The 20,135-nt window shown below is 72.7% G+C and carries 17 protein-coding genes and 4 pseudogenes; 6 read left to right on the top strand and 15 right to left on the bottom strand.

Annotated features, from left to right (window positions below):
• Positions 1 to 133: 133 nt before the first annotated feature.
• Genes BJF80_RS20745 through BJF80_RS19265 form a run of 3 tightly spaced genes read left to right on the top strand, consistent with a single transcriptional unit; the run spans position 134 to position 1,585 of the window.
• Entirely contained in the window at positions 134 to 562 is a 429-nt protein-coding gene (locus tag BJF80_RS20745; protein ID WP_269087382.1) for an MFS transporter, read from the top strand.
• A complete protein-coding gene (locus BJF80_RS19270) occupies positions 510 to 1,208 on the top strand; it encodes an MFS transporter (RefSeq protein ID WP_269087387.1) in 699 nt (232 codons plus the stop codon). The genes BJF80_RS20745 and BJF80_RS19270 overlap by 53 nt, the downstream gene beginning before the upstream one ends.
• A complete protein-coding gene (locus tag BJF80_RS19265; protein WP_202817169.1) occupies positions 1,205 to 1,585 on the top strand; it encodes a hypothetical protein in 381 nt (126 codons plus the stop codon). The genes BJF80_RS19270 and BJF80_RS19265 overlap by 4 nt, the downstream gene beginning before the upstream one ends.
• Positions 1,586 to 1,628: 43 nt before the next feature.
• On the opposite strand, the gene BJF80_RS08585 is transcribed toward BJF80_RS19265, so the two are convergent.
• The 5 genes from BJF80_RS08585 to BJF80_RS08570 form a co-directional block, all read right to left on the bottom strand.
• Positions 1,629 to 3,086: a pyridoxal phosphate-dependent decarboxylase family protein gene (locus BJF80_RS08585; RefSeq protein ID WP_075812846.1), complete on the bottom strand. Its 1,458-nt coding sequence runs from the start codon at positions 3,084 to 3,086 to the stop codon at positions 1,629 to 1,631.
• On the bottom strand, positions 3,083 to 3,409 hold the full coding sequence (locus tag BJF80_RS20740; protein ID WP_269087381.1) for an MFS transporter: 327 nt from the start codon (positions 3,407 to 3,409) through the stop codon (positions 3,083 to 3,085). Before BJF80_RS20740 ends, BJF80_RS08585 begins: the two co-directional genes overlap by 4 nt.
• The gene (locus BJF80_RS08580; protein WP_269087380.1) at positions 3,337 to 4,425 is read right to left on the bottom strand and encodes an MFS transporter; all 1,089 of its coding nucleotides are present in this window, start codon (positions 4,423 to 4,425) and stop codon (positions 3,337 to 3,339) included. Before BJF80_RS08580 ends, BJF80_RS20740 begins: the two co-directional genes overlap by 73 nt.
• 241 nt (positions 4,426 to 4,666) lie before the next feature.
• The gene (locus BJF80_RS08575; protein WP_075812844.1) at positions 4,667 to 5,344 is read right to left on the bottom strand and encodes an Ltp family lipoprotein; all 678 of its coding nucleotides are present in this window, start codon (positions 5,342 to 5,344) and stop codon (positions 4,667 to 4,669) included.
• Between the two features lie 142 nt (positions 5,345 to 5,486).
• Entirely contained in the window at positions 5,487 to 5,891 is a 405-nt protein-coding gene (locus BJF80_RS08570) for a secondary thiamine-phosphate synthase enzyme YjbQ (RefSeq protein ID WP_022925090.1), read from the bottom strand.
• Between BJF80_RS08570 and BJF80_RS08565 the strand changes: the two genes are divergently transcribed.
• Positions 5,890 to 6,459 (top strand): mycothiol transferase, encoded by a 570-nt coding sequence (locus BJF80_RS08565; RefSeq protein WP_237767495.1) that lies wholly within the window; start codon positions 5,890 to 5,892, stop codon positions 6,457 to 6,459. The genes BJF80_RS08570 and BJF80_RS08565 overlap by 2 nt on opposite strands.
• A 203-nt stretch (positions 6,460 to 6,662) precedes the next feature.
• On the opposite strand, the pseudogene BJF80_RS08560 reads toward BJF80_RS08565, so the two are convergent.
• Positions 6,663 to 7,736 (bottom strand): annotated as a pseudogene (locus tag BJF80_RS08560) (MFS transporter); the annotation flags it as partial.
• Positions 7,729 to 9,947: pseudogene (locus BJF80_RS08555) on the bottom strand (NADP-dependent isocitrate dehydrogenase). The pseudogenes BJF80_RS08560 and BJF80_RS08555, both read right to left, overlap by 8 nt.
• Before the next feature lie 105 nt (positions 9,948 to 10,052).
• On the opposite strand from BJF80_RS08555, the gene BJF80_RS08550 reads away from it, so the two are divergent.
• Positions 10,053 to 10,946 (top strand): universal stress protein, encoded by an 894-nt coding sequence (locus BJF80_RS08550; protein WP_143554042.1) that lies wholly within the window; start codon positions 10,053 to 10,055, stop codon positions 10,944 to 10,946.
• A gap of 10 nt (positions 10,947 to 10,956) precedes the next feature.
• On the opposite strand, the gene BJF80_RS08545 is transcribed toward BJF80_RS08550, so the two are convergent.
• From BJF80_RS08545 to BJF80_RS08515, 8 genes and pseudogenes are all read right to left on the bottom strand, one after another.
• A complete protein-coding gene (locus BJF80_RS08545; protein ID WP_237767494.1) occupies positions 10,957 to 12,585 on the bottom strand; it encodes a cation:proton antiporter domain-containing protein in 1,629 nt (542 codons plus the stop codon).
• Positions 12,586 to 12,633: 48 nt separating this feature from the next.
• On the bottom strand, positions 12,634 to 13,356 hold the full coding sequence (locus BJF80_RS08540; RefSeq protein WP_083653121.1) for a type 1 glutamine amidotransferase: 723 nt from the start codon (positions 13,354 to 13,356) through the stop codon (positions 12,634 to 12,636).
• A 30-nt stretch (positions 13,357 to 13,386) separates the two neighbouring features.
• A complete protein-coding gene (locus BJF80_RS08535) occupies positions 13,387 to 14,574 on the bottom strand; it encodes an ABC transporter ATP-binding protein (RefSeq protein ID WP_075812838.1) in 1,188 nt (395 codons plus the stop codon).
• Positions 14,571 to 15,629: pseudogene (locus BJF80_RS08530) on the bottom strand (ABC transporter ATP-binding protein); the annotation flags it as partial. The pseudogene BJF80_RS08530 and the gene BJF80_RS08535, both read right to left, overlap by 4 nt.
• 53 nt (positions 15,630 to 15,682) lie before the next feature.
• Entirely contained in the window at positions 15,683 to 16,189 is a 507-nt protein-coding gene (locus tag BJF80_RS21780; protein ID WP_237767507.1) for an ABC transporter permease, read from the bottom strand.
• A gap of 298 nt (positions 16,190 to 16,487) precedes the next feature.
• A pseudogene (locus BJF80_RS21775) lies at positions 16,488 to 16,700 on the bottom strand (hypothetical protein); the annotation flags it as partial.
• Between the two features lie 13 nt (positions 16,701 to 16,713).
• Positions 16,714 to 17,721: an ABC transporter permease gene (locus BJF80_RS08520; RefSeq protein ID WP_075812834.1), complete on the bottom strand. Its 1,008-nt coding sequence runs from the start codon at positions 17,719 to 17,721 to the stop codon at positions 16,714 to 16,716.
• A gap of 151 nt (positions 17,722 to 17,872) precedes the next feature.
• A complete protein-coding gene (locus tag BJF80_RS08515; RefSeq protein ID WP_075812832.1) occupies positions 17,873 to 19,573 on the bottom strand; it encodes an ABC transporter substrate-binding protein in 1,701 nt (566 codons plus the stop codon).
• A gap of 154 nt (positions 19,574 to 19,727) precedes the next feature.
• Between BJF80_RS08515 and BJF80_RS08510 the strand changes: the two genes are divergently transcribed.
• Positions 19,728 to 20,132 (top strand): NUDIX domain-containing protein, encoded by a 405-nt coding sequence (locus BJF80_RS08510; RefSeq protein ID WP_022925078.1) that lies wholly within the window; start codon positions 19,728 to 19,730, stop codon positions 20,130 to 20,132.
• Positions 20,133 to 20,135 lie beyond the last annotated feature (3 nt).

Raw genomic sequence — 20,135 nt, 5'->3', positions numbered from 1 at the left:
TCGAGGGGGCTGTCGAGTGACATACCGGCGGGGAGTTGACGAGACGGCTCCCAGACGGGCCGCCGGGAGAGCCAGCCCGAGGGGCGGTCTGTCGGTGCGCCCGCCTAGCATGGGTGGGTGATGAAGGCGCGCCGTGACGGCTGAGGACACCTCCGGCACGAGGACCGCCGATCCCGCTCCCGACCCGGCCCGTTGGCGGATCCTCGCCGTGACGCTGGCGGTCGGCTTCATGTCGCTGCTGGACGTCACGATCGTCAACGTCGCGATCCCGTCGATGCGCAGCGGCCTGGACACCTCGGCCGCCACGATCCAGTGGGTCGTCTCCGGGTATGCCCTCAGCTTCGGCCTCGTGCTCGTCACCGGCGGCCGGCTCGGCGACGCCTGGGGCCGGCGGCGGCTCATGCTCATCGGGCTGGCCGGCTTCGTCCTGGCCAGCGCGGCGTGCGGTCTGGCGCCGACCGCGGGGCGTCCTCGTCGCCGCGCGGCTCCTCCAGGGCGTCTCGGCGGGGCTGCTGTCGCCGCAGAACACCGGGCTCATCCAGGAGCTCTTCACCGGGCCTGAGCGGGGGAGGGCGTTCGGGCTCTTCGGCCTCGTAGTCTCGGTGGCCTCCGCGGTCGGGCCCGTGCTCGGCGGGGTCATCATCGCGCTGGCCGGGGAGGACGGCGGCTGGCGCTGGATCTTCCTCGTCAACGTGCCGATCGGCGCGGTCCTGCTGGTGGCGATCGCCCGGATGGTGCCCGACACTCGGGTCGAGGGGGAGTCCGCGGACGCCCGCCTGGACCTGGTCGGTGCGGTCCTGCTCGGCCTCGCCGTGCTCTGCCTGCTGCTGCCGGTGGTGGCGCTGGAGTCCGGGGAGACGCGGCTGCTGGTGCTGCTGGCCGGGGTGCCGGCCCTGGGCTGGGCTTTCGTCGCCTGGGAGCGCCGCCTCAGCCGGACCGGTGGTGCTCCGCTCCTCGACATCGCGCTGCTGCGCCGCACGCCGGGCTACGGCAACGGCATCGTCGTCGGCTCGCTCTACTTCACCGGCTTCACCGGGGTCTTCCTCGTGCTTTCGGTCTACCTCCAGGACGGCCTGGGCTACTCCACCCTGGCGACCGGTCTGCTCCTCACACCCTTCGCCGTCGGCTCCGCGGTCTCCTCGCCGTGGGCCGGGCGGGCGGTCTCCCGGGTCGGCGCCCGCTCGTCATCTACGCCCTGGCCGTCATGATGACCGGCCTGGTGCTCATGGCGCTGCTGGCCGGCTGGGCCCAGGACCGGCCGTGGCTGTGGGCCGCGCTCGCGTTGCCGCTGCTCCTCGCCGGGCTGGGCGGCGGCGCCGTCGTCTCGCCCAACTTCACCCTCACCCTCGCCGACGTGCCGCCGCGCATGGGTGGCGCGGCCGGCGGGGCGCTGCAGACCGGGCAGCGCGTCGGCTCGGCCATCGGCGCCGCCGTGCTCATCACGGCCTACCAGCTGGGTGCGGGCGAGACGTCGGACCCCGGCGGGGGCCTGCGTGCGGCGATCGGGGCGGCCCTGGTGATCCTGCTGCTCGCCCTCGCCGCGGCCCTCTGGGACGGCTGGCGGCGCCGCAGGCGCGGCGACTGAGCGAGGAACGCGCGGGCAGCGGTCGGTCCTCGCCGCGGTGCCCTCAGGCCTGCGTCGGCCCCTCGCCGAACTCCGCCAGGAAGTCCACGAGCAGGGCGGCGCTGCGCTCGCGGGGCAGCGCCTCGATGAGCCCTAGCACCGACGCCAGGTCCAGCTCGCCGCTCTCCCAGGCCGTTCGCGCGAGCAGCGCGGGATCCGGTGGGGCCGCCACCTCCTGCGCAGGTAGGCCCGCGCCGGCCCGACCGCGGACCTCCTCCGCCCCGGCGACGAGCGCGGCGCCCAGCTCCTCCAGCACCCCCGAGGTGACAGGCGTGATCGTCAGGTGCGTCGACCGCGGGATCCTCGAGCCGTCGGTCTGCGTCATCCCGGGCTGCCCCTGCAGCACGAAGCCGCGCCGCGCCACCGCCGCTGCCCACGCGTGCGGGTCCACCCGGTCCGCCTCGGTGACCTCGGTGTCCGCCGCCGCCGCGAGCAACGGGCCGACCGGGTCGCCGAGCACCCGCAGCCCGACGATCCCGTCCACCACCCCGCGCACCGCGGTCGTCACCTGGACCACGCGCGCCGTGAGATCGGCATACCCCTGCGGCCCGAGGCGGGTGAGGACCGCCCACGCCGCCGCCAACGACATCGCCGAGCGCGACCCCAACGCCGTGGGGTTGACCACCGGGTAGCCGGGCCAGCCGGTGAGCGCGTAGTAGCGCGCCCGGTCCAGTGCGGGGTCGGCGAAGAGGAGCACCGACGCACCCTTGGGGGCGTAGCCGAACTTGTGCAGGTCGGCGGAGATGCTCGTGACCCCGGGGACGGACAGGTCCCACGCCCCAGCGCCTGGCCACCACGGCAGGACGAAGCCGCCGACGCAGGCGTCGACGTGGCACGGGATGCCGCGCTCGGCTGCCGCTGTGGCGACCGCCCCGACCGGGTCGACCACGCCGTGCGGGTACGCCGGTGCGCTCACGACCACCAATGCGGTCGCGTCGTCGAGGCGCGCGACGAGCCGCTCGGCGGGCAGGGTGCCCGTGCCCGGGTCGACCGGGACGGTGACCACGTCGAGCCCGAGGTAGTGGGCGGCCTTGTGGAAGGCGGCGTGGGCCGTGCTCGGCGCGACGACGCGGGGGGTGGCGCTGCTGCCCGGGTGGCGCTCGCGCCAGCGTTCCCGGGCCGCGAGCACGGCGAGCAGGATACTCTCGGTGCCGCCCGAGGTCACCGCTCCCGCAGTGTCCGGGCCGCCCCCGAGCACCTCGCGCGCGAACCGGAGGACGTCGGCCTGCAGCAGCGCCACCGACGGGAAGGTCGTGGGGTCGAGCGCGTTGACCGCCTGGACACGGGCGGCAGCCGCGCCGGCGAGCGCGTCCAGCTCGGCCAGGCCGCTGTCGTAGACGTAGCTGAGCACCCGACCACCGTGGGTGGGGGCGTCGGCGCTCCGGTAGGCGTCGAGCCGGGCGAGCACGTCGGCGCCGAGGTCACGTCCCGCCTCGTCGCGGTCGGTGAAACGGTGTGTCACGGCAGACCTCTCGTCGAAGGGGCGGTGGTGAGGGCCGGCTCGTCGTAGCGCCGCAGCAGGAGGAGGCTCGACGCGACCAGAGCCGCCGGGACGATCGAGAAGGCGAGCACGATGGCTGTGGTCGCCGCCGTAGGCTGGGCCAGGACCTCCCCAGCCGCGCTGGAGCGGAAGCCGGTGAGGCCGAGCAGCACGAGCACGACCACGGGCCCCAGGGCCAGGCCGGTGGTCTCCCCGGCGGTCCATAGCCCGCTCATGGCGCCGCCGCGCTCGCGGCCGGCTGCGCTGATGACGTCGGGCAGCATCGCGAGCGGGAAGAGCTGCATGCCGGCGTAGGCCACGCCCGCGACGCCGACCGCGAGGTAGACCCACCAGCCGGCGCCCACAGCATCCCCACCAGGGCCAGCGTCGCCGCGGCGAAGGCGAGCGAGGCGACCCGCAGCGCGCCCGCCTTGCCGCGGCGGGCGGCATACCGCGTCCACAGCGGCATGACCAGCAGCGCGGGGGCGACGAGGGCGGCGAAGAGGAAGGTCAGCGCGGTCTGGTCGCCGAGGGTGTAGGCCGCGACGTACTGCGCCGCGGCGAGCATGACGCCGCTCGCGAGCGCCTGGAGCACGAAGACGGACAGCAGCGTGCGGTATGCCCGCACCTCCCGCCACGCGGCGAGTCCGGCGCGGTAGCCCGCGAGCGCTGAGGTGGACGAGCCGGCTGCCCGGGTCGAGGAGAGATGCCGCCGGGTACCGGCGACGGTCGCGAGCATGCCGGCGAGCAGCAGCACGGCGATGCCGAGCGCCATGACGAGGTAGCCGCGGTGGCCGCCGCCCGCCGCGTCGCGCAGCGCCGGACCGCCGGCGCCGACGAGCAGGATCGCCAGGGCGAGGAGGGCGATGCGCCAGGCCATGACCCGGGTCCGCTCGGCGTAGTCGCCGGTGAGGTCTGCGGGGAGCGCGATGTAGGGCACCTGGAAGCAGGAGAAGGACGTCGTCGCCAGCACGAAGCAGCCCAGCACCCAGGCGCCCGCGGCGACCGGCCCGAGCCCGGTCGGGACGGCGAACATCCCGACGAAACCCAGCGGGAGGGTCAGCGCGCCCAGGAGCATGAGGCGCGTGCGGCCTGCCCTGGTCGCGGCGTCGCGATCGCTGCTCGCGCCCACCAGCGGGTCGATGAGCACGTCCCAGACCTTCGGCACGACGACCACCACGGTGGCCAGCAGCGCGGGGACGGCGAGGGTGTCGGTGAGGTAGTAGGCGAGCACCAGCCCCGGCAGCGTGCTGAACCCACCCGTGCCTACGCTGCCGGCGGCATACCCCAGCACCGCGGGGCGTGGGAGGCGGCGCTGCATGGCGCGTCAGCCTAGCGGGGGCCGACCACAGAGGCCCCAGGCTGGCGTCAGGGTCGGGCCCGGGCGGACGTCACACCGCGGTGACGGGGTCCCGGCGCAGGTCGTCGAGGGAACCGTCCCATCCCGTGCCCTCGAGCATCAGCAGCTCGTCGCGGGTGGGAGCAGGTCCGGCGGGCAAGGGTTCCAGGTCGTCGATGGGTCGCCCTCCCGTCGTCGCGGTATCCGGTGGGGTGGGTGGCCGTCAGAGGCCGGTCTGGTCCACCCCGTAGGTCGCCTGCTCCTGGGTGTAGCCCTCGAGGACCAGCTGGTCGATGAGTCCCTGCCGCGAGAAGCCACTGAAGTCGAGATAGGACTCGGCCGCCGCGGCCGCCTGCTCGTTGTAGTCGATGTCGAGGCTGTCGACGGCGAAGGTGGCGTCCTCGGTGGAGAAGCCCTCGAACTCCAGCTGCCCGATGAGGCCGGTGCGTGAGAACGCCGTGAACTGAAGGTAGTCCTGCGCCGATCGGACAGCACTCTCCTGGGAGGTGGTCAGACTGCTCGCCTCCGGGGCGGAGGCGTCCGAACCCTGGTCGGTCTCATCGTCGCCCGTGTCCGGCTCGGCCTCGGCAGCGGCCTCCTCACCCGCGGCGAGCGCGGCAGCCTCCGCCTCCTCGGCCCGGCTCTCCGCGTCGTCGGCCCGGGTTTCGGCCTCCTCCGCCTGTTGCCGAGCGGTGTCGAGCTCGGACTCGAGCTCGGAGACGCGTGCCTCTGCTTCCGAGGCCCGTTGCTCGGCCTCCGTCACACGCTGGTCCACCGCCGCGTCGGCCTCGGCGGTCGGTGCCGAGGACTCGGTGCCAGAGTCCTCCCCGTCCGAACAGCCCGTCACGAGGGCGGCAGCTGTCAGGAGCGTGACGATGAAGGGCAGTCGTCTCGGTGGCATGTGCCGTTCTCCTCATCGAGACCATGGGGTGAGATCGTGCCGGAACGATACGTCACGTCGGCACGGTGGTCTTCGCGAAGCGACGTCCACCTGTCCCTCCCCGAGGACGAGTGACCGCGCGGTGCGCCGAGCGCGTCCCTGGTCAGCCCTCGAGGAAGTCCAGCCGGACCTTCCGCTCGGCGTTGTCGACGTTGAGGTCGACGAGACAGATGCTCTGCCAGGTGCCGAGCGCCAGCCTCCCGCCCTCGACGGGGACGGTGGCGTAGGGCGGGACGACCGCGGGCATGACGTGCGACCGGCCGTGGCCGCGCGCGCCGTGCGCGTGCCGCCACCGGTCGTCGGCCGGCAGCAGGTCGCCCAGGGCCGCGAGCAGGTCGTCGTCGGAGCCCGCGCCGGTCTCGATGATCGCCAGCCCCGCGGTGGCGTGCGGGACGAAGACGTGGAGCAGCCCGTCGCCCCGTCCCGACACGAAGCCCTCGCACTCACGGGTGAGGTCGAGGACGACCTCCTCGCCTCCCGTCCGGACGTTCAACGTGGTGGTCTGCATGCCCCCAGCATCGCGGATCGCATGGCTGCTGTCAGGGGGCAGGGCTACCGTGCTGCCGATGGACACCTTCCAGGACCTGCTCGCCGACGGCTTCTCCCGCGTGGAGGAGGGGGTGGGTGCCGTGCTCGACGGGCTGTCGCCCGAGCAGCTTCGGTGGCGGCCGGACGACGAGGCGAACCCCGTGGGCTGGCTGCTCTGGCACCTGCTCCGGCAGCAGGACGCCCAGCTCGCCCAGTTCTCGGGGAAGGAGCAGGCGTGGGACCAGGGGTGGAACGAGCGTCTCGACCTGCCCTACCCGCCGGACGCGATGGGCTACGGGCAGGACCCCGCGGAGGTCGGCCGGTTCGAGCTGAGCGACCCGGACCTGCTCGTGGGGTATGCCCGTGCCGTCCACGAGCTCACGCACCGCCTCGTCGCCGGGCTGGACGCGCAGGAGATGGAGCGGGTGCTCGACGACTCCCTCGACCCGCCGGTGACCGTGGGGGTGCGGGTGTTCTCGGTGCTCGAGGACGCGATCAAGCACCTGGGGCAGGCCGAGTACGTCAAGGGGCTGGCGCAGCGAGCCTGACGGCCTCCCGCAGCGCGGGACAGGGGCTCAGGCCGGGGCGCTCCGGGGTCTGCCGGGGCCATCTCGTCGTCGACGAAGACCGGCCGGGACACCCGCAGGCCGGTGAGCGTGAGCGCCACGCCGCTGAGCGCGAGCAGGGCCAGCACCAGGCGCCAGTCGCCGGTCCAGGCGTGGATGAGCCCGACGAGGAACGGTCCGGAGGCGCCGATGAGGTAGCCCACCGGCTGCACGAAGCCGGAGAGCCGCGCCGTCACCCGCGGGTGGCGGCTGCGGGCGTTGATGAGCGCGATGACGGTGGGGAAGGCCCAGCCGGAGAGCCCCAGCAACCCGGCCCAGAGCCAGGGCAGGGTGGCCGGGGCGAGGAACAGCCCGGCATACCCCAGCACGGCGAGGCCCCCGAAGGCGACCATCCACGGCGCGAGCGTGCGCGACCGGTCGATGACGGCCGGCATGACCAGGCCCCCGACGATGCCCAGGCCCGTGAGCATGGCGGTGAGCAGCCCGGCGACGGTGGCGGACAGCCCCGCGTCGCGGTAGATCTCCGGCAGCCAGCCGAACTGCACGTAGGCGTTCATCGACTGCACGCCGAACATCGCGGTCAGCGCGACCGCCGTGGGGGAGCGGACCAGTCGGCCGGCAGCACCCCCGCCGTCCTCCGGCACCACGGCGCCGCGCTCGCGGCGGGCGACCACGAGCCAGACCAGCAGTGCCGACACGGCGGCCAGCCCCCAGAGCCCCAGCGACGGGCGCCACCCGTCGCTCCCGGCCGCGGCGGCGACGGGGGCAGCCAGGGCCGCGCCGGAGGCTCCGCCGACGGTCAGCCCGGTGCCGTAGACCGTCATGAGCCGCACCCGGTCCGCGGGTTGCCGCTTGATCCACGCAGGGACCAGCACGTTGCCCACGGCCATCCCACCCAGCGCGAGCGCGGAGAGCAGCACGAAGGTCACCGCCCCACCGGTGAGGACGCGCAGCAGCAGCCCGGCGGCGACGACGACCAGCCCGAGCAGGATGGTCCCGGTGAGGCCCAGGCGGCGCGAGAGCGGCACCGCCAGTGCGCCGAGCGCCCCGAAGCAGAGTCCGGGCAGCGCGCTCAGCACCCCGGCGGCCGCCGGGCTGAGGCCGATCCCGGCCTCGAGCTCGGCCAGCACGGGGCCGACCGACGTGGCGCCGGGCCGAAGGTTGACCGCGACGAGACCGACCGCGACCAGCGCGAGCAGCCCCAGGTGAGGCAGGGGTCCGCCGGACCCGTCGCGGCGGACCCCCGGTCCGTCAGTCACGCAAGGCGTCGATCACAGCGTTGAAGGTCGCCGAGGGCCGCATCGCGGCGAAGGCCTTGGCGTCGTCCGGCTGGTAGTAGCCGCCGAGGTCGACCGGGCTGCCCTGCACCGCGACGAGCTCGTCGGCGATCTCGGTCTCCTGCTCGCCCAGCTGGGCCGCGACCGGCGCGAAGCGCTCGGCCAGCTCGGCGTCCTCGGTCTGCTCGGCGAGCGCCTGCGCCCAGTAGAGCGCGAGGTAGAAGTGGCTCCCGCGGTTGTCGATCTGGCCCAGCTTGCGGGCCGGCGACTTCTCCTCGGTCAGCACCCGCCCCGTGGCCGCGTCCAGCGCGTCGCCCAGCACCCGGGCCTTGGCGTTGCGTCCCGCTCGGCCAGGTGCCGCAGCGACTCGGCCAGCGCCAGGAACTCGCCCAGGCTGTCCCAGCGCAGGTAGTTCTCCTCCTGCAGCTGCTGGACGTGCTTGGGGGACGAGCCGCCGGCACCGGTCTCGAAGAGCCCGCCGCCGTTCATCAGCGGCACGACGGACAGCATCTTGGCGCTCGTGCCGACCTCGAGGATGGGGAAGAGGTCGGTGAGGTAGTCGCGCAGCACGTTGCCGGTGACCGAGATGGTGTTCTTGCCCTCGCGGATGCGCTGCACCGACAGGGTGGTCGCGTCCACGGGGGAGAGGATGCGCAGGTCCAGGCCGTCGGTGTCCTCCTCGGCCAGGTATGCCTGCACCTTGGCGATGAGGTTGCGGTCGTGCGCCCGCTCCTCGTCCAGCCAGAAGACCGCCGGGTCCCCGGTCGCACGGGCCCGGCTCACCGCGAGCCGGACCCAGTCGCGGATCGGCTCGTCCTTGGTCTGGCAGGCGCGCCAGATGTCACCGGCGCTCACCTCGTGCCGCAGCAGCACCTCGCCGCTGCCGTCGACCACCTCGACGGCACCGTCGGACGGGATCTCGAAGGTCTTGTCGTGCGAGCCGTACTCCTGCGCCTTCTTGGCCATGAGGCCGACGTTGGGCACCGAGCCCATGGTCGTCGGGTCGTAGGCCCCGTGCTCCTTGCAGTCCTCGATGACCGCCTGGTAGACGCCGGCGTAGGAGGAGTCGGGGATGACGGCGAGGGTGTCGGCCGTCTCGTCGGAGGGCCCCCACAGCTGGCCCCCGTTGCGAATCATCGCCGGCATGGAGGCGTCGATGATGACGTCGCTGGGGACGTGCAGGTTGGTGATGCCCTTGCGGGAGTTGACCATCGACAGGCGGGGCAGCTCGGCCAGCCGGGCCTCGATCTCCTCGCGCACCTCGGCGGCCTGCTCGCCCAGGGCGTCCAGGCCCGACAGGATGCCGCCCAGCCCGTCGTTCGGCGACAGCCCCGCCGCGGCGAGCGCCTCGCCGTGGCGGTCGAAGACGTCGGCGAAGAAGACGCGGACCGCGTGCCCGAAGACGATCGGGTCCGAGACCTTCATCATCGTGGCCTTGAGGTGCAGCGACCACAGCACGTCGTCGGCGGCAGCCTCCTCGACGGTCGCGGCGAGAAACTCCTCGAGCGCGCTGGCCGACATGAAGGTGGCGTCGACGACCTCGCCGGCGAGCACCGGCACCGACTCCTTGAGGACCGTCGTCGTGCCGTCGCCGGCCACGTGCCGGATGCTCAGGGTGTCCTCGGCGTCGAGGACCACCGAGTCCTCGTTGTGGCGGAAGTCGCCGGCCTCCATCGTGGCGACGCGGGTGCGCGAGTCGCTGCTCCAGGCCCCCATGGAGTGCGGGTAGGCGCGGGCATACATCTTGACCGCCTCGGGGGCGCGGCGGTCGGAGTTGCCCTCGCGCAGCACCGGGTTGACGGCCGAGCCCTTGACCCTGTCGTAACGTGCGCGGGCGTCGCGCTCCTCGTCGGTGCTGGGCGACTCGGCGTAGTCGGGCAGGTCGTAACCCTGGGCCTGGAGCTCGGCGACGGCCGCCTTGAGCTGCGGCACCGAGGCGGAGATGTTGGGCAGCTTGATGATGTTGGCGTCCGGGGTGGTGGCCAGCTCGCCCAGCTCGGCGAGGGCGTCGCCCACCTGCTGGTCCGCCGGCAACCGGTCGGCGAACTGCGCCAGGATGCGACCGGCGAGCGAGATGTCACGCGTCTCCACCTCGATCCCCGCCGCCCCGGCGAAGGCCTCGATGATCGGCTTGAGCGAGTACGTCGCCAACAGCGGGGCCTCGTCGGTGCGGGTGTAGATGATCGTGGACATGCCTCTCCCTGGTCAGGTGCGGTCGGGACGTTCAGGGCCTGAGTCTACGGGCGCGGTGGCGGTAGGCTGGAGCCACTCGTCGCAGGACCCGTGGAGGTGAGCGCGGTGGCAGCACGACTCGAGCACCCGGTCGTCGTGGGTGTGGCCGGGACCGGGATGGACGACGCCGCGCTGGAGTGGGCCGCGCGCACCGCGCGGCGCACCGGGGCGGGGCTGGTCGTGGTCCACGCGAGCGAGCCGGAGGCGCTCGCGGCCCGGATGGCCGGTGGGGAGGCGGTGGCGGTGACCTCGGTGCTGGAGGCCGAGGAGGAGTTGGTCGCCGAGCTGGAGCAGCACGTCGCCGGGCTCGCCGAGCGGCTCGGCATCGTCGCCCGCACGGACGTCTCCCGCGGCTCACCGGCCGCGGCCCTGCTCGCGCACCAGGACGACGCCGCGCTCCTCGTCGTCGGCACCGGGGCCCGCAGCGCGGTCGAGGAGTTCCTCCTCGGCAGCACCTCGCTCGGCGTGGCGGCCCACGCCCGTCGCCCGGTGGCCGTCGTCAACGCCGGCGTCGACGTCGACCGGCTCGACCACGGGGTCGTCGGGCTGGGGGTGGACGGGAGCGACGACAGCGCCCGGGCGGCCCGCGCCGCGCTCGCGCTGGCCGAGCTCACGGGATCGTCGGTCACCGCCCTCACCACCTGGTTCCTCGAGGTGGTCGACGGGTATGTCGTCACCGAGCCGGGCAGCCCGGAGTGGCAGGCCGTGGAGCGGCGCCACGCGGAGACCGTCGTGCGGGTGCTGCAGCCGGCGGTCGAGGCCTACCCCGACGTGCCGGTCGAGTGGGAGGTCCGTCGCGGCCCGGTCGTGCCGACACTACTGGGGGCCGCGCAGGGGTGGGACGCCCTGGTCCTCGGCAGCCGTGGCCGCGGCAGCATCCGTGGACGCCTGCTGGGGTCGGTCAGCCAGCGGCTCATGCGCAGCGCCCCCTGCCCGGTCATCGTGTCCCGCGCGCCGTGACGCTCCGGGCTCACAGCCCGCCGGTCGTCGCCTCCGCGGCCCGCTCGGCGATCGTGGCGCCCGCGCCCTCGTAGAGGTTGACGACCACGTCGGCGCCCCGGGCCTCCAGGTCACCCACCTCGTCGTCGTACTGCGCCACGGCAGCGATGACCCCGTCGTAGTCGCTCTCGGTGAGCTGCTGCAGCGCGACCTTGTTGGCGCCGTGGAAGGGCATGGCGAGGACGACGATCTCAACCTGCCGGGTCGACTCCAACCGGCCCCAGAAGTCGCCGTCGGCGGCGTCGGCCTCGACGATGCGCATACCCTGCTCGCGCAGCTTCCCCACCCGGCTGGGGAGGTTCTCGACCCCGAGGACGTCCAGGCCGTAGACCTCGGACAGCTCGGTGTAGGCGCTGCGACCGATGCGTCCCATGCCCATGATGACCGCCCGCGCGTCGCCGAAGGAGATCGGCAGCTCGTGCGGGTGCACGTCGTTCGAGGGGTGCATGGGCATGACCGAACGGGCCCAGCGCAGGATCGTGTCCGACTTCTCGTTGATGAGGGTGGCCGCGACGAAGCTGGTCGCGACCGCGACCGACATCACGACCAGCCACTCCTCGTCCAGCATCGCGCCGGACACCGCCACCGAGGTGACGATCAGTCCGAACTCGGAGTAGTTGCCGAGCAGGAGACCGGCCTTCACCGAGGTGCGGCGTCGCAGCTTCTGCCGGTCGAGGAGGAAGACGTAGAGCCCGATCTGGGCCGGCAGCAGGAGCAGCAGCAGCATCCCCAGGACCGCCGAGGAGGTCGTGGGCATCCCGATGAAGCCGATCGAGACGAAGAAGCCGATGAGGAGCAGGTCCTTGAGCAGGAAGAGCGAGTGCGACAGGTCGCTGGCCGCCTTGTGCCCGGCGAGCAGCATGCCCACGACGAGCGCGCCGAGGTCGCCCTTGAGGCCGACCGCATCGAACGCGGCGTAACCGGGGCCCAGCGCCATCGCCAGCCCGAAGAGCGCCTGCATCTCGCCGTGCGGGATGCGGTCCCACAACCAGCGACCGAGCCAGGTCACCGGCACCAGGGCGAGGACGACCGGGATCGCCCAGATGCTGGGGATCCGGCCACCCGAGATGGTCATGAAGATCACCGCGGCCAGGTCCTGCATGACCAGGATGCCGATCGCGACCCGGCCGTAGAACGACTGCAGCTCGGCGTGCTCCTCCAGCACCTTGACCACGAAGACGGTCGAGGAGAAGGAGAGCGCGAAGGCCACCAGCGCCAGGGTCTGGAGGTCGAGGCCGCGCAGGAGGGGGTAGCCGAGGAGGCCGACCAACCACAGGAAGGTCGTCCCCACGGCGACCGACAGCGCCATGTGGCCGACCGTGGTGACCCACACCTCCCGGGACAGCAGGCTGCGGACGTTGAGCTTGAGCCCGATGCCGAAGAGCAGGAGCGTGACGCCGAGGTCGGCGATGAAGTCGAGGTAGGGCAGCTCGTCGACACCCAGCCAGTTGAGGGCGAAGCGGCGAGCAGGAAGCCGAGGAGCGCCGGCAGCCGCATGGTCGTCGCGAGCAGCCCGGCGACGAAGGTGGCGGCGATGAAGATCGCTGCGTCGCTCATGGCGGTCTCCTGACGGCGCGGGCCCCTCGTCTCGTGACGTCATCTTCCCACGCCGGGCACGGGGTGGTCCTCACCACCCGTGACGCCGACGTCAGGCCGGCAGCGCCGCGGGGGCGCTCGCGAGCTCGCCGAAGCGACGCAGCAGCCGCTCCCACGCCGGGTGGAGCTCGTCCTGCCGGGAGCGCAGCTCGTGCAGGGCGGCGACCTCCGCCTCGTGCTGCTGTCCCTCCGTCCATCCGAGGACGATGTCGGCGTCGACCTCGGGATGGAACTGCACCCCCCAGGCGCGGGCACCGAGGCGCACCGCCTGGACCGTGCCGTCGGGAGCCCGGGCGAGGACCTCGGCTGACCTGGGCAGCACCGTCGCGACGTCGCCGTTCCAGTGCAGCAGCTCGTCCCGCTCGTCGAGCACGTGGGTGAGCGGGTCGGTCCGCCCGGCCGGGGTGGGCGACCAGGGCAGCAGGCCCCGCGTGCGCCCCTGCGGGTGGGCCGCCACCTCCCCGCCGAGCGCCACCGTCGCGAGCTGGTGCCCCAGGCAGATGCCGAGGAAGGGCATACCGCCGGCGACGACAGAGGTGATCAGGGCCCGGGTCGGCAGCAGCCAGCGGTGCTCGCGGTCGTCGGTCGCGGACATGGAGCCGCCGAGGACGACGAGCGCGACGTGCTCGGTCAGGGTCGCGGGGAGGGCATACCCCTCGTGCGCGGGGAGCACCTCGCAGGTCAACCCCGCACGCTCCAGCCAGGGCAGGAGCAGGCCGGGGGGCGCCTTGTCCTCGTGCTGGACGACGAGCACCCGTGCGCTCGCTGGTCTCATGGGCCTCAGGCTAGCCCCGGCGGTAGCGGATCAGCCGCCGGTGTCCGGCATGTCGCGGGCCGCGAAGCCGGCGCTGCTGACGTCCTCGTCCTCCTCCGGCCCGGCCCAGTGGGGCTGGTCCTCGCCATCCTGGGCGGCGTCGACGGTATGCCGGGGGAGCTCTCCGGAGGCGATCTGCTCGGCGTAGTGGCAGGCCACCCGGTGGGTGCCGGGGACTCCCTCGATCTGCACCTCGCGCAGCTGCGGACGCTCGTCGTCGCAGCGGGTCTCCTGGCGCCAGGGGCAACGGGTGTGGAACCGGCAGCCGGCCGGCGGGTTGGCGGGGGAGGGCAGGTCGCCCACGAGCAGGATCTGCTCACGGGTGTCCTCGACCGTGGGGTCGGGGACGGGCACGGCCGAGAGCAGCGCGCGGGTATAGGGGTGCAAGGGGCTGTCGTAGAGGTCCTGCGCGTCCGCCTCCTCGACCAAGGACCCGAGGTACATCACCCCGATCCGGTCGCTGATGTGGCGGACCACCGCCAGGTCGTGCGCGATGACCAGGTAGGTCAGCCCGAACTCCTCCTGCAGGTCACCGAGCAGGTTGATGACCTGGGCCTGCACCGAGACGTCCAGGGCGCTCACCGGCTCGTCGGCGACGATGAGCTGCGGGTCGACCGACAGCGCCCGGGCGATGCCGACCCGCTGGCGCTGGCCCCCGGAGAACTCGTGCGGGTACTTCGAGAGGGCGGCTGCGGGCAGGCCGACAGCGGTCAGCAGCTCGGACAGTCGCTGCCGGGCGGCCTTGCCGTCCTTGGCCATGCCGTGGGCGCGCATCCCCTCCAGGAGCAGCTGCTCCACGGTCTGTCGCGGGTCCAGGCTGCCGAGCGGGTCCTGGAAGACCATCTGCATGTGCCGCCGCTGACCGCGCAGCTTCTCGCCCTTGAGGGTGGACAGGTCGACCCCGTCGAAGTGGACCTCGCCCTCGGTGATGGGCTCGAGCTGCAGCACCGCCCGGCCGAACGTCGACTTGCCGCAGCCGGACTCGCCGACCAGGCCGTAGGTCTCGCCGCGCCGGATCTGGACGTCCATGCCGTCCACCGCGTAGACGTGGCCGACCGTGCGGTCGATGATGACGCCCTTCTTGATCGGGAAGTGCACCTTGAGCCCGCGGACGTCGACGAGCAGGTCCGGCGCGGACTCCGACCTGCCGCCGGTCTCCTCCCGGGTGGCGGTGCTCATGCCGTGCCCTCCTGCGGGTGGTCGGGATGGGCGTCCTCCCGGCCGTGGGTGGGGATGTCGTCCAACGGGTTCTCCTCCAACGGGTGGTGGCAGCGCAGCAGCCGGTCCGGCCCGAGCCCGTCCCGGTCCGGCACCAGGTCCGGCGTGGTGCTCCGGCAGGCCTCGACCTCGGAGGAGCAGCGGGGTGCGAAGGCGCACCCGCCCTCCCACGGGATGTTGTCGGCGACCGACCCGGGCACCGGGTTGAGCCGGCGGCCGCGCTCCTCGGTGAGCCGGGGGATGGAGGCCAGGAGGCCACCGGTGTAGGGGTGCCGGGGCCGGGCGAAGAGGTCGTGCCGCTCGGCCCGCTCGACGACCTTGCCGCCGTAGAGGACGTTGACCTGGTCGCACAGGCCGGCCACCACCCCGAGGTCGTGGGTGATCATGATGAGCGCGGTGCCGGACTCGGTCACGAGCTCGCGCAGCAGCGCCAGGATCTGGGCCTGGATGGTCACGTCCAGAGCGGTGGTGGGCTCGTCCGCGATGAGCAGACGCGGCTCGCAGGCCAGCGCCATGGCGATGAGGGCACGCTGCCGCATCCCGCCCGAGAGCTGGTGCGGGTACTCCTTGAGCCGCCGGGTCGGGTCGGGGATGCCGACCTTGTCCAGCAGCTCGGTGGCCCGGCGGCCGGCAGGCCCGGGCTTCATGCCCTGGTGCGCCTGGAGCACCTCGGCCACCTGCGTCCCGAGCGGCACGACCGGGTTGAGCGAGGACAGCGGGTCCTGGAAGATCATCGCCAGCTCGCTGCCCCGCCGCTCGCGTAGCTGCTCCTGGCTCAGCGTCAGCAGGTCCTGTCCGTCGAATCGGACCTCTCCGGTGACGGTGTTGCCGCGTGCGGGCAGCAGCCCCATGATCGCCAGCGAGGTCACCGACTTGCCGCAGCCGGACTCGCCGACGAGCCCGACGGTCTGGCCGGGCCGGACGTCGAAGCTCACGTGGTCGACGGCGGTGAAGGCCCGTCGACCCCTGCCGAAGGTCACCGACAGCTCGTCGACGCTGAGCAGCGGCTCCCCGGAGCCGGGGCCGTTCGTGGTCGTGGTGGTCGCGGTATGCGTCATCGTCGGCCTCCTCAGCGCCGGGACTTCGGGTCGAGGGCCTCCCGCAACGACTCGCCCATGAGGGTGAAGCCGAGCGCGACGACGATGATGCACACCGCCGGGTAGACCGCGACGTGCGGGTAGGAGTTGAAGAAGACCTGTGCCCTGCCCAGCATCTGTCCCCACTCGGGCACCGAGTCGTCCTGGCTGCCGAGGCCGAGGAAGGACAGCGCCGCCGCGTCGATGATCGAGACCGCGAGGACGAGGGTGCCCTGGACGATGACCGGCCCGAGCGAGTTGGGCAGCATGTGCCGGAAGACGATGGCCGCGGGCCGCACCCCGAGCGCCCGCGCCGCCAGCACGTGGTCGCTGTGCCGCTGCGAGATCATCGACCCGCGCAGCAACCGCGCGAAGATCGGCACCTGGATGATCGCGATGGCGGCGATGACCGTCCACTGGCTCGGCCGGGCGAAGAGCGCCGCGATCGAGAAGGCCATGAGCAGCGAGGGGATCGACAGCATCACGTCGACGATGCGCATCACCACGCTGTCCGCCCACCCGCCGATGCCACCGGCGATCGTGCCGAGGGTCATGCCGCCGAGCAGCCCGCCGAGGGTGGCCATGACGCCGACGATGAGGGTCTGCCGGGCGCCGACGAGGAGCCGGGAGAGGGTGTCGCGCCCGGCGTTGTCGGCCCCCAGCGGGAAGCCCTCCTGGGCCGGGGGGATGGGCGTCGCCGGCGTGACCTGGGAGATGAGCAGCCGGGCCGCGGGTCGTGCGGCGCGAGCAGGGGGCGATCGCCGCGATGATGACGAAGACGGTGACGATGGCGAGCCCGACGAGGAAGACCGGGTCGCGCCGCAGCCGGCGCCACGCGCTCTGCCACAGGCTGACACCCTCGCCCGCGGAGAGGGTGCCGGCCTCGGCCAGCGCGTCGATGCGCTCCTTCTTCCGGTCGCCGAGCGCACCGAGCGCGGACCGGTGCGAGGGGCGCTGCGCGGTGTCGTCGTCGCGTGCCGCGGTGGGGGAGGTGTCGTGCGTGTCGGTCACAGGATGCTCCTCGTCAGGTCCGCACGCGCGGGTCGATGATGGCGTAGGTCACGTCGACGATGAGGTTGACGATGATGTAGATCAGGGCGGCCATCATGATGAGCACCTGCAGCACGGGGTAGTCCCGCAGCTCGAAGCCCAGGGCGAGGGCCTGACCGATGCCGGTGAAGGCGAAGACCTTCTCGGTGAGGACCGCGCCCGCCAGCAGCGCGCCGATCTGCAGGCCGATGATCGTGACGACCGGGATCAGGGCGTTGCGCATGATGTGCCGGGCCCGGATGGTCTGCCGCCGGAGCCCCTTGGCGCGGGCGGTGCGGACGTAGTCCTCGTCCATGACGTCGATGACGGCTGCCCGGGTGATGCGGAAGATGATCGCGAAGGGGATCGAGCTCAGCGCGATGCCGGGCAGGATGAGGTGCTTGAAGGCGTCCCACGCGGCGTCCCACTCCCGGGTCAGCAGACCGTCGAGGACGTAGAAGTTCGTGATGTGCGTGGCGTTGATCGTGACGTCCTGCCGGCCCGAGGGAGGCAGCCAGCCCAGCTGGACGGCGAAGATGTACTTCAGCACGTAGGCCAGGAAGAAGACGGGGACGGCCACGCCGACCAGGGAGAAGATGATGCTGCCGGTGTCGAAGACACCCCCGCGGCGTCGCGCCGCGAGGTAGCCCAGCGGGATCGCGAAGGTCAGCGCGAGCACCATCGCGAAGATGCTGAGCTCGATGGTGGCGGGGAATCGCTGGGTGAAGACGTCCAGGGCCGGCTGACCTCGGTAGACGCCGTTCGAGATGCCGAAGTCTCCCTGCACCGCGCGCTCCAGGAAGCGCCAGTACTGCACGGGGAGGGGTTGGTCCAGTCCGAGCGCGGCACGCAGGGCCGCGGCCGACTCCGGCGTCCCGCGCTCGCCGAGCAGCGCGCTGACGACGCCGCCCGGGAGCGAGCGCAGCCAGGCGAAGAGCAGCACGCTGAGCACGAAGAGCGCGAGCACCGCCTGCAGCATCCGGCGGACGATGAATCTGAGCACGGTGGCTGCTCCGCTTCTGTGCGTGCCGTCCGGTCGGCGGCAGGGGTCTCAGGGACAGGTGTCGGTGTCGTCCGGCGACGAGACTAGACGCGTGGCGGGCCGTACCCCAAGGGTCCGACCCGCCACGCGTGTCATCGCTGCAGCGCCTGCGTCACTCGCTCAGCGTGATGGTCGAGAAGTCCTCAGCCGTGAGCGGGCTGGGGACCAGGCCCTCGACGTTCGGGCCGACCACGATCGCGGGCGGGCTGTGCGACAGCGGCAGGCCGGGCAGCCAGTCCTCGCTCATGATGTTGGCGTTGAGCTCGGTGTAGAGCTGCTCGCGCGTCGCCTCGTCGGCCTCGGCGTCGGCGGCCTTGAGCTGCTCCTGCAGGTCGGAGTTCCAGTCGTAGGCGCTGGTCCCGAACTGGTTGTCGTCACCGCAGAAGAAGGCGCACAGGAAGTTGTCCGCCGAGTTGAGGTCACCGGTCCAGCCCAGGAAGTAGGCGGGCGCCCGCGAGCTCGTCGTGTCGTCGATGTAGCCACCGTTCCACGGCTTGGTGACCGGCTCGACGGTGATGCCCGCGGCCTCCCAGTCGGTGCGGACCGCGTCGAAGACGCGCTGCGGGTCCGGCATGTAGGGCCGGGTCACCTCCGAGGGGTACCACAGCTCGATCGTGAGGTCGGACGCGCCGGCCTCCTCGAGCAGCTCCTGCGCGCGCTCCACGTCGTACTCGTAGGGGGCGATGTCGCCGTTCCAGCCGCTCACCGTGTCCGGCATGAACTGGGTGGCCACCGAGGCGCCCTCCGGGAGCTGGCTGGCGACCAGCTGCTCGCGATTGATGGCGTGGTAGAGCGCCTGCCGCACCAGCGGGTCCTTGAGCTGCTCGTCGGCGACCGGGTTCAGCGCCAGGTAGAGCACGTTGAACGGGTCACGGATGAGGACCTGCTGACCGGCCTCCTCGAGCGCCTGCCAGTCGACCGGGTTGGGCAGGTCGTAACCGTTGATGGTGCCGGCCTCGAGCTCCTGCCGGCGGGCGTTCTCGTCCGGGATGATGTTGAAGACGAGGGTGGCGACCCCGGCGGTCTCGCCCCAGAAGTCCTCGTTGCGGGCGAGCGTCACGGTGCCGCCGGCGTTGTCGTAGGACTCGAAGGTGAAGGGCCCGGTCCCGGTCGGGTGCTCCTGGGCGTACTCCGGGAAGACGAGCGCGTCGCCCTCGGCGGTGATGCCGTTGGCGTCGTACTCCTCCATCGCGGTGGGCGACTGGATGGCGTAGGAGGACTGCGAGAGCACCATCGGGAACTTGCCGGTCACGCGGCTGACGACCACCGTGGCGGTGAGCTCGTCGGTGGCCTCGCACGACTCGTAGAGGCTGTCGTCCCCGAAGCCGAAGTCGTTGCCGTAGTAGTAGGCCGCGGCCGGGAGCTGGCCGGTCTCGTTCTGGTCGGCCCAGCGCTCGAAGTTGGCGCAGACGGCCTCGGCGTTGAAGTCCGTGCCGTCGTGGAAGGTCACGCCCTCCTGCAGCTCGAAGGTCCAGGTGAGGCCGTCCTCGCTCTCCCAGCTGGTGGCCAGCTCGGGCACGCCCTCGGTGCCGCCGGGCTCGATGCCGATGAGGTTCTGGTAGATCTGGCGGGTGACCCGGAAGGTCTCGCCGTCGCTGGCGTAGAACGGGTCGAAGGTGGCCGGGGCGCCCGCCGCGCCGAAGACGAACGTCGCGTCGGAGGTCTCGGCGCCGCCGGCCTCCTCCGACGATCCGGAGCCCTGCTCGTCTCCGCCCGCGTCCGAGCCCGAGTCGCGCTCGGACTCCGCGCACGAGCTCAGGACGAGGGCCAGAGCTGCACTGGTCGCGGCGATCGCGACCCTGCGGTTCTTCATCGTGCCTCCTACGTCAGGTGATGCCCGGGCATGGGTTGACCCGGTCTAACCGGTGAGGAGACCACACCGGGGGCCGGTTGCCAAGGGTGCCGGGCGCTTCGTGACGGGACCGTGACCTGCCCCTACGGCAACTGCAGCCTGCCAGGATGGGGGTATGCCCGTCATCGCCGCGATCGCCCTCTGCGACGACCTGGACCGGCCGACGGAGGTGCTCGCCGGTCGCCGCAGCGCCCCGCCGCGGCTGGCCGGCGGGTGGGAGTTCCCGGGCGGCAAGGTGGAGGCGGGCGAGGACCCGGCGGACGCCGCGGTGCGGGAGGCCCACGAGGAGCTGGGCGTGCGGGTGCGGCTCGGGGAGCGGGTCGGTGGGGCGTGGCCGCTGTCCGACCCCTGGCAGATGTGGCTCTGGTGGGCGGTCGCCGAGCCCGGCGGGGCAGCCCCGCTCCCGCTCGAGGACCACGACGAGCTGCGCTGGCTGCGCGCGCACGAGCTGTGGCAGGTCCCCTGGCTCGAGCACGACCTGCCGGTCGTCCGTCACCTCGAGCCGCTGCTGCACCGCTGAGGG

Source organism: Serinicoccus sp. CUA-874, assembly GCF_001942225.1.
Lineage (GTDB): Bacteria > Actinomycetota > Actinomycetes > Actinomycetales > Dermatophilaceae > Ornithinicoccus > Ornithinicoccus marinus.
The sequence above is the reverse complement of the archived record's forward strand: the minus strand, read 5'-3'. Positions and strand labels throughout refer to the sequence as shown.

Bases quoted from the DNA above. Each gene is read 5' to 3' on its own strand.
- BJF80_RS08535 (WP_075812838.1), bottom strand. From the start codon at position 14,574: ATGAGCACCGCCACCCGGGAGGAGACCGGCGGCAGGTCGGAGTCCGCG.
- BJF80_RS19265 (WP_202817169.1), top strand. From the start codon at position 1,205: ATGATGACCGGCCTGGTGCTCATGGCGCTGCTGGCCGGCTGGGCCCAG.
- BJF80_RS08565 (WP_237767495.1), top strand. From the start codon at position 5,890: ATGCCCCCAGCATCGCGGATCGCATGGCTGCTGTCAGGGGGCAGGGCT.
- BJF80_RS08545 (WP_237767494.1), bottom strand. From the start codon at position 12,585: ATGACGTCACGAGACGAGGGGCCCGCGCCGTCAGGAGACCGCCATGAG.
- BJF80_RS08570 (WP_022925090.1), bottom strand. From the start codon at position 5,891: ATGCAGACCACCACGTTGAACGTCCGGACGGGAGGCGAGGAGGTCGTC.
- BJF80_RS20740 (WP_269087381.1), bottom strand. From the start codon at position 3,409: ATGCAGCTCTTCCCGCTCGCGATGCTGCCCGACGTCATCAGCGCAGCC.
- BJF80_RS08515 (WP_075812832.1), bottom strand. From the start codon at position 19,573: ATGAAGAACCGCAGGGTCGCGATCGCCGCGACCAGTGCAGCTCTGGCC.
- BJF80_RS08575 (WP_075812844.1), bottom strand. From the start codon at position 5,344: ATGCCACCGAGACGACTGCCCTTCATCGTCACGCTCCTGACAGCTGCC.
- BJF80_RS08510 (WP_022925078.1), top strand. From the start codon at position 19,728: ATGCCCGTCATCGCCGCGATCGCCCTCTGCGACGACCTGGACCGGCCG.
- BJF80_RS21780 (WP_237767507.1), bottom strand. From the start codon at position 16,189: ATGCGCATCGTCGACGTGATGCTGTCGATCCCCTCGCTGCTCATGGCC.
- BJF80_RS08540 (WP_083653121.1), bottom strand. From the start codon at position 13,356: ATGAGACCAGCGAGCGCACGGGTGCTCGTCGTCCAGCACGAGGACAAG.
- BJF80_RS08580 (WP_269087380.1), bottom strand. From the start codon at position 4,425: ATGCAGCGCCGCCTCCCACGCCCCGCGGTGCTGGGGTATGCCGCCGGC.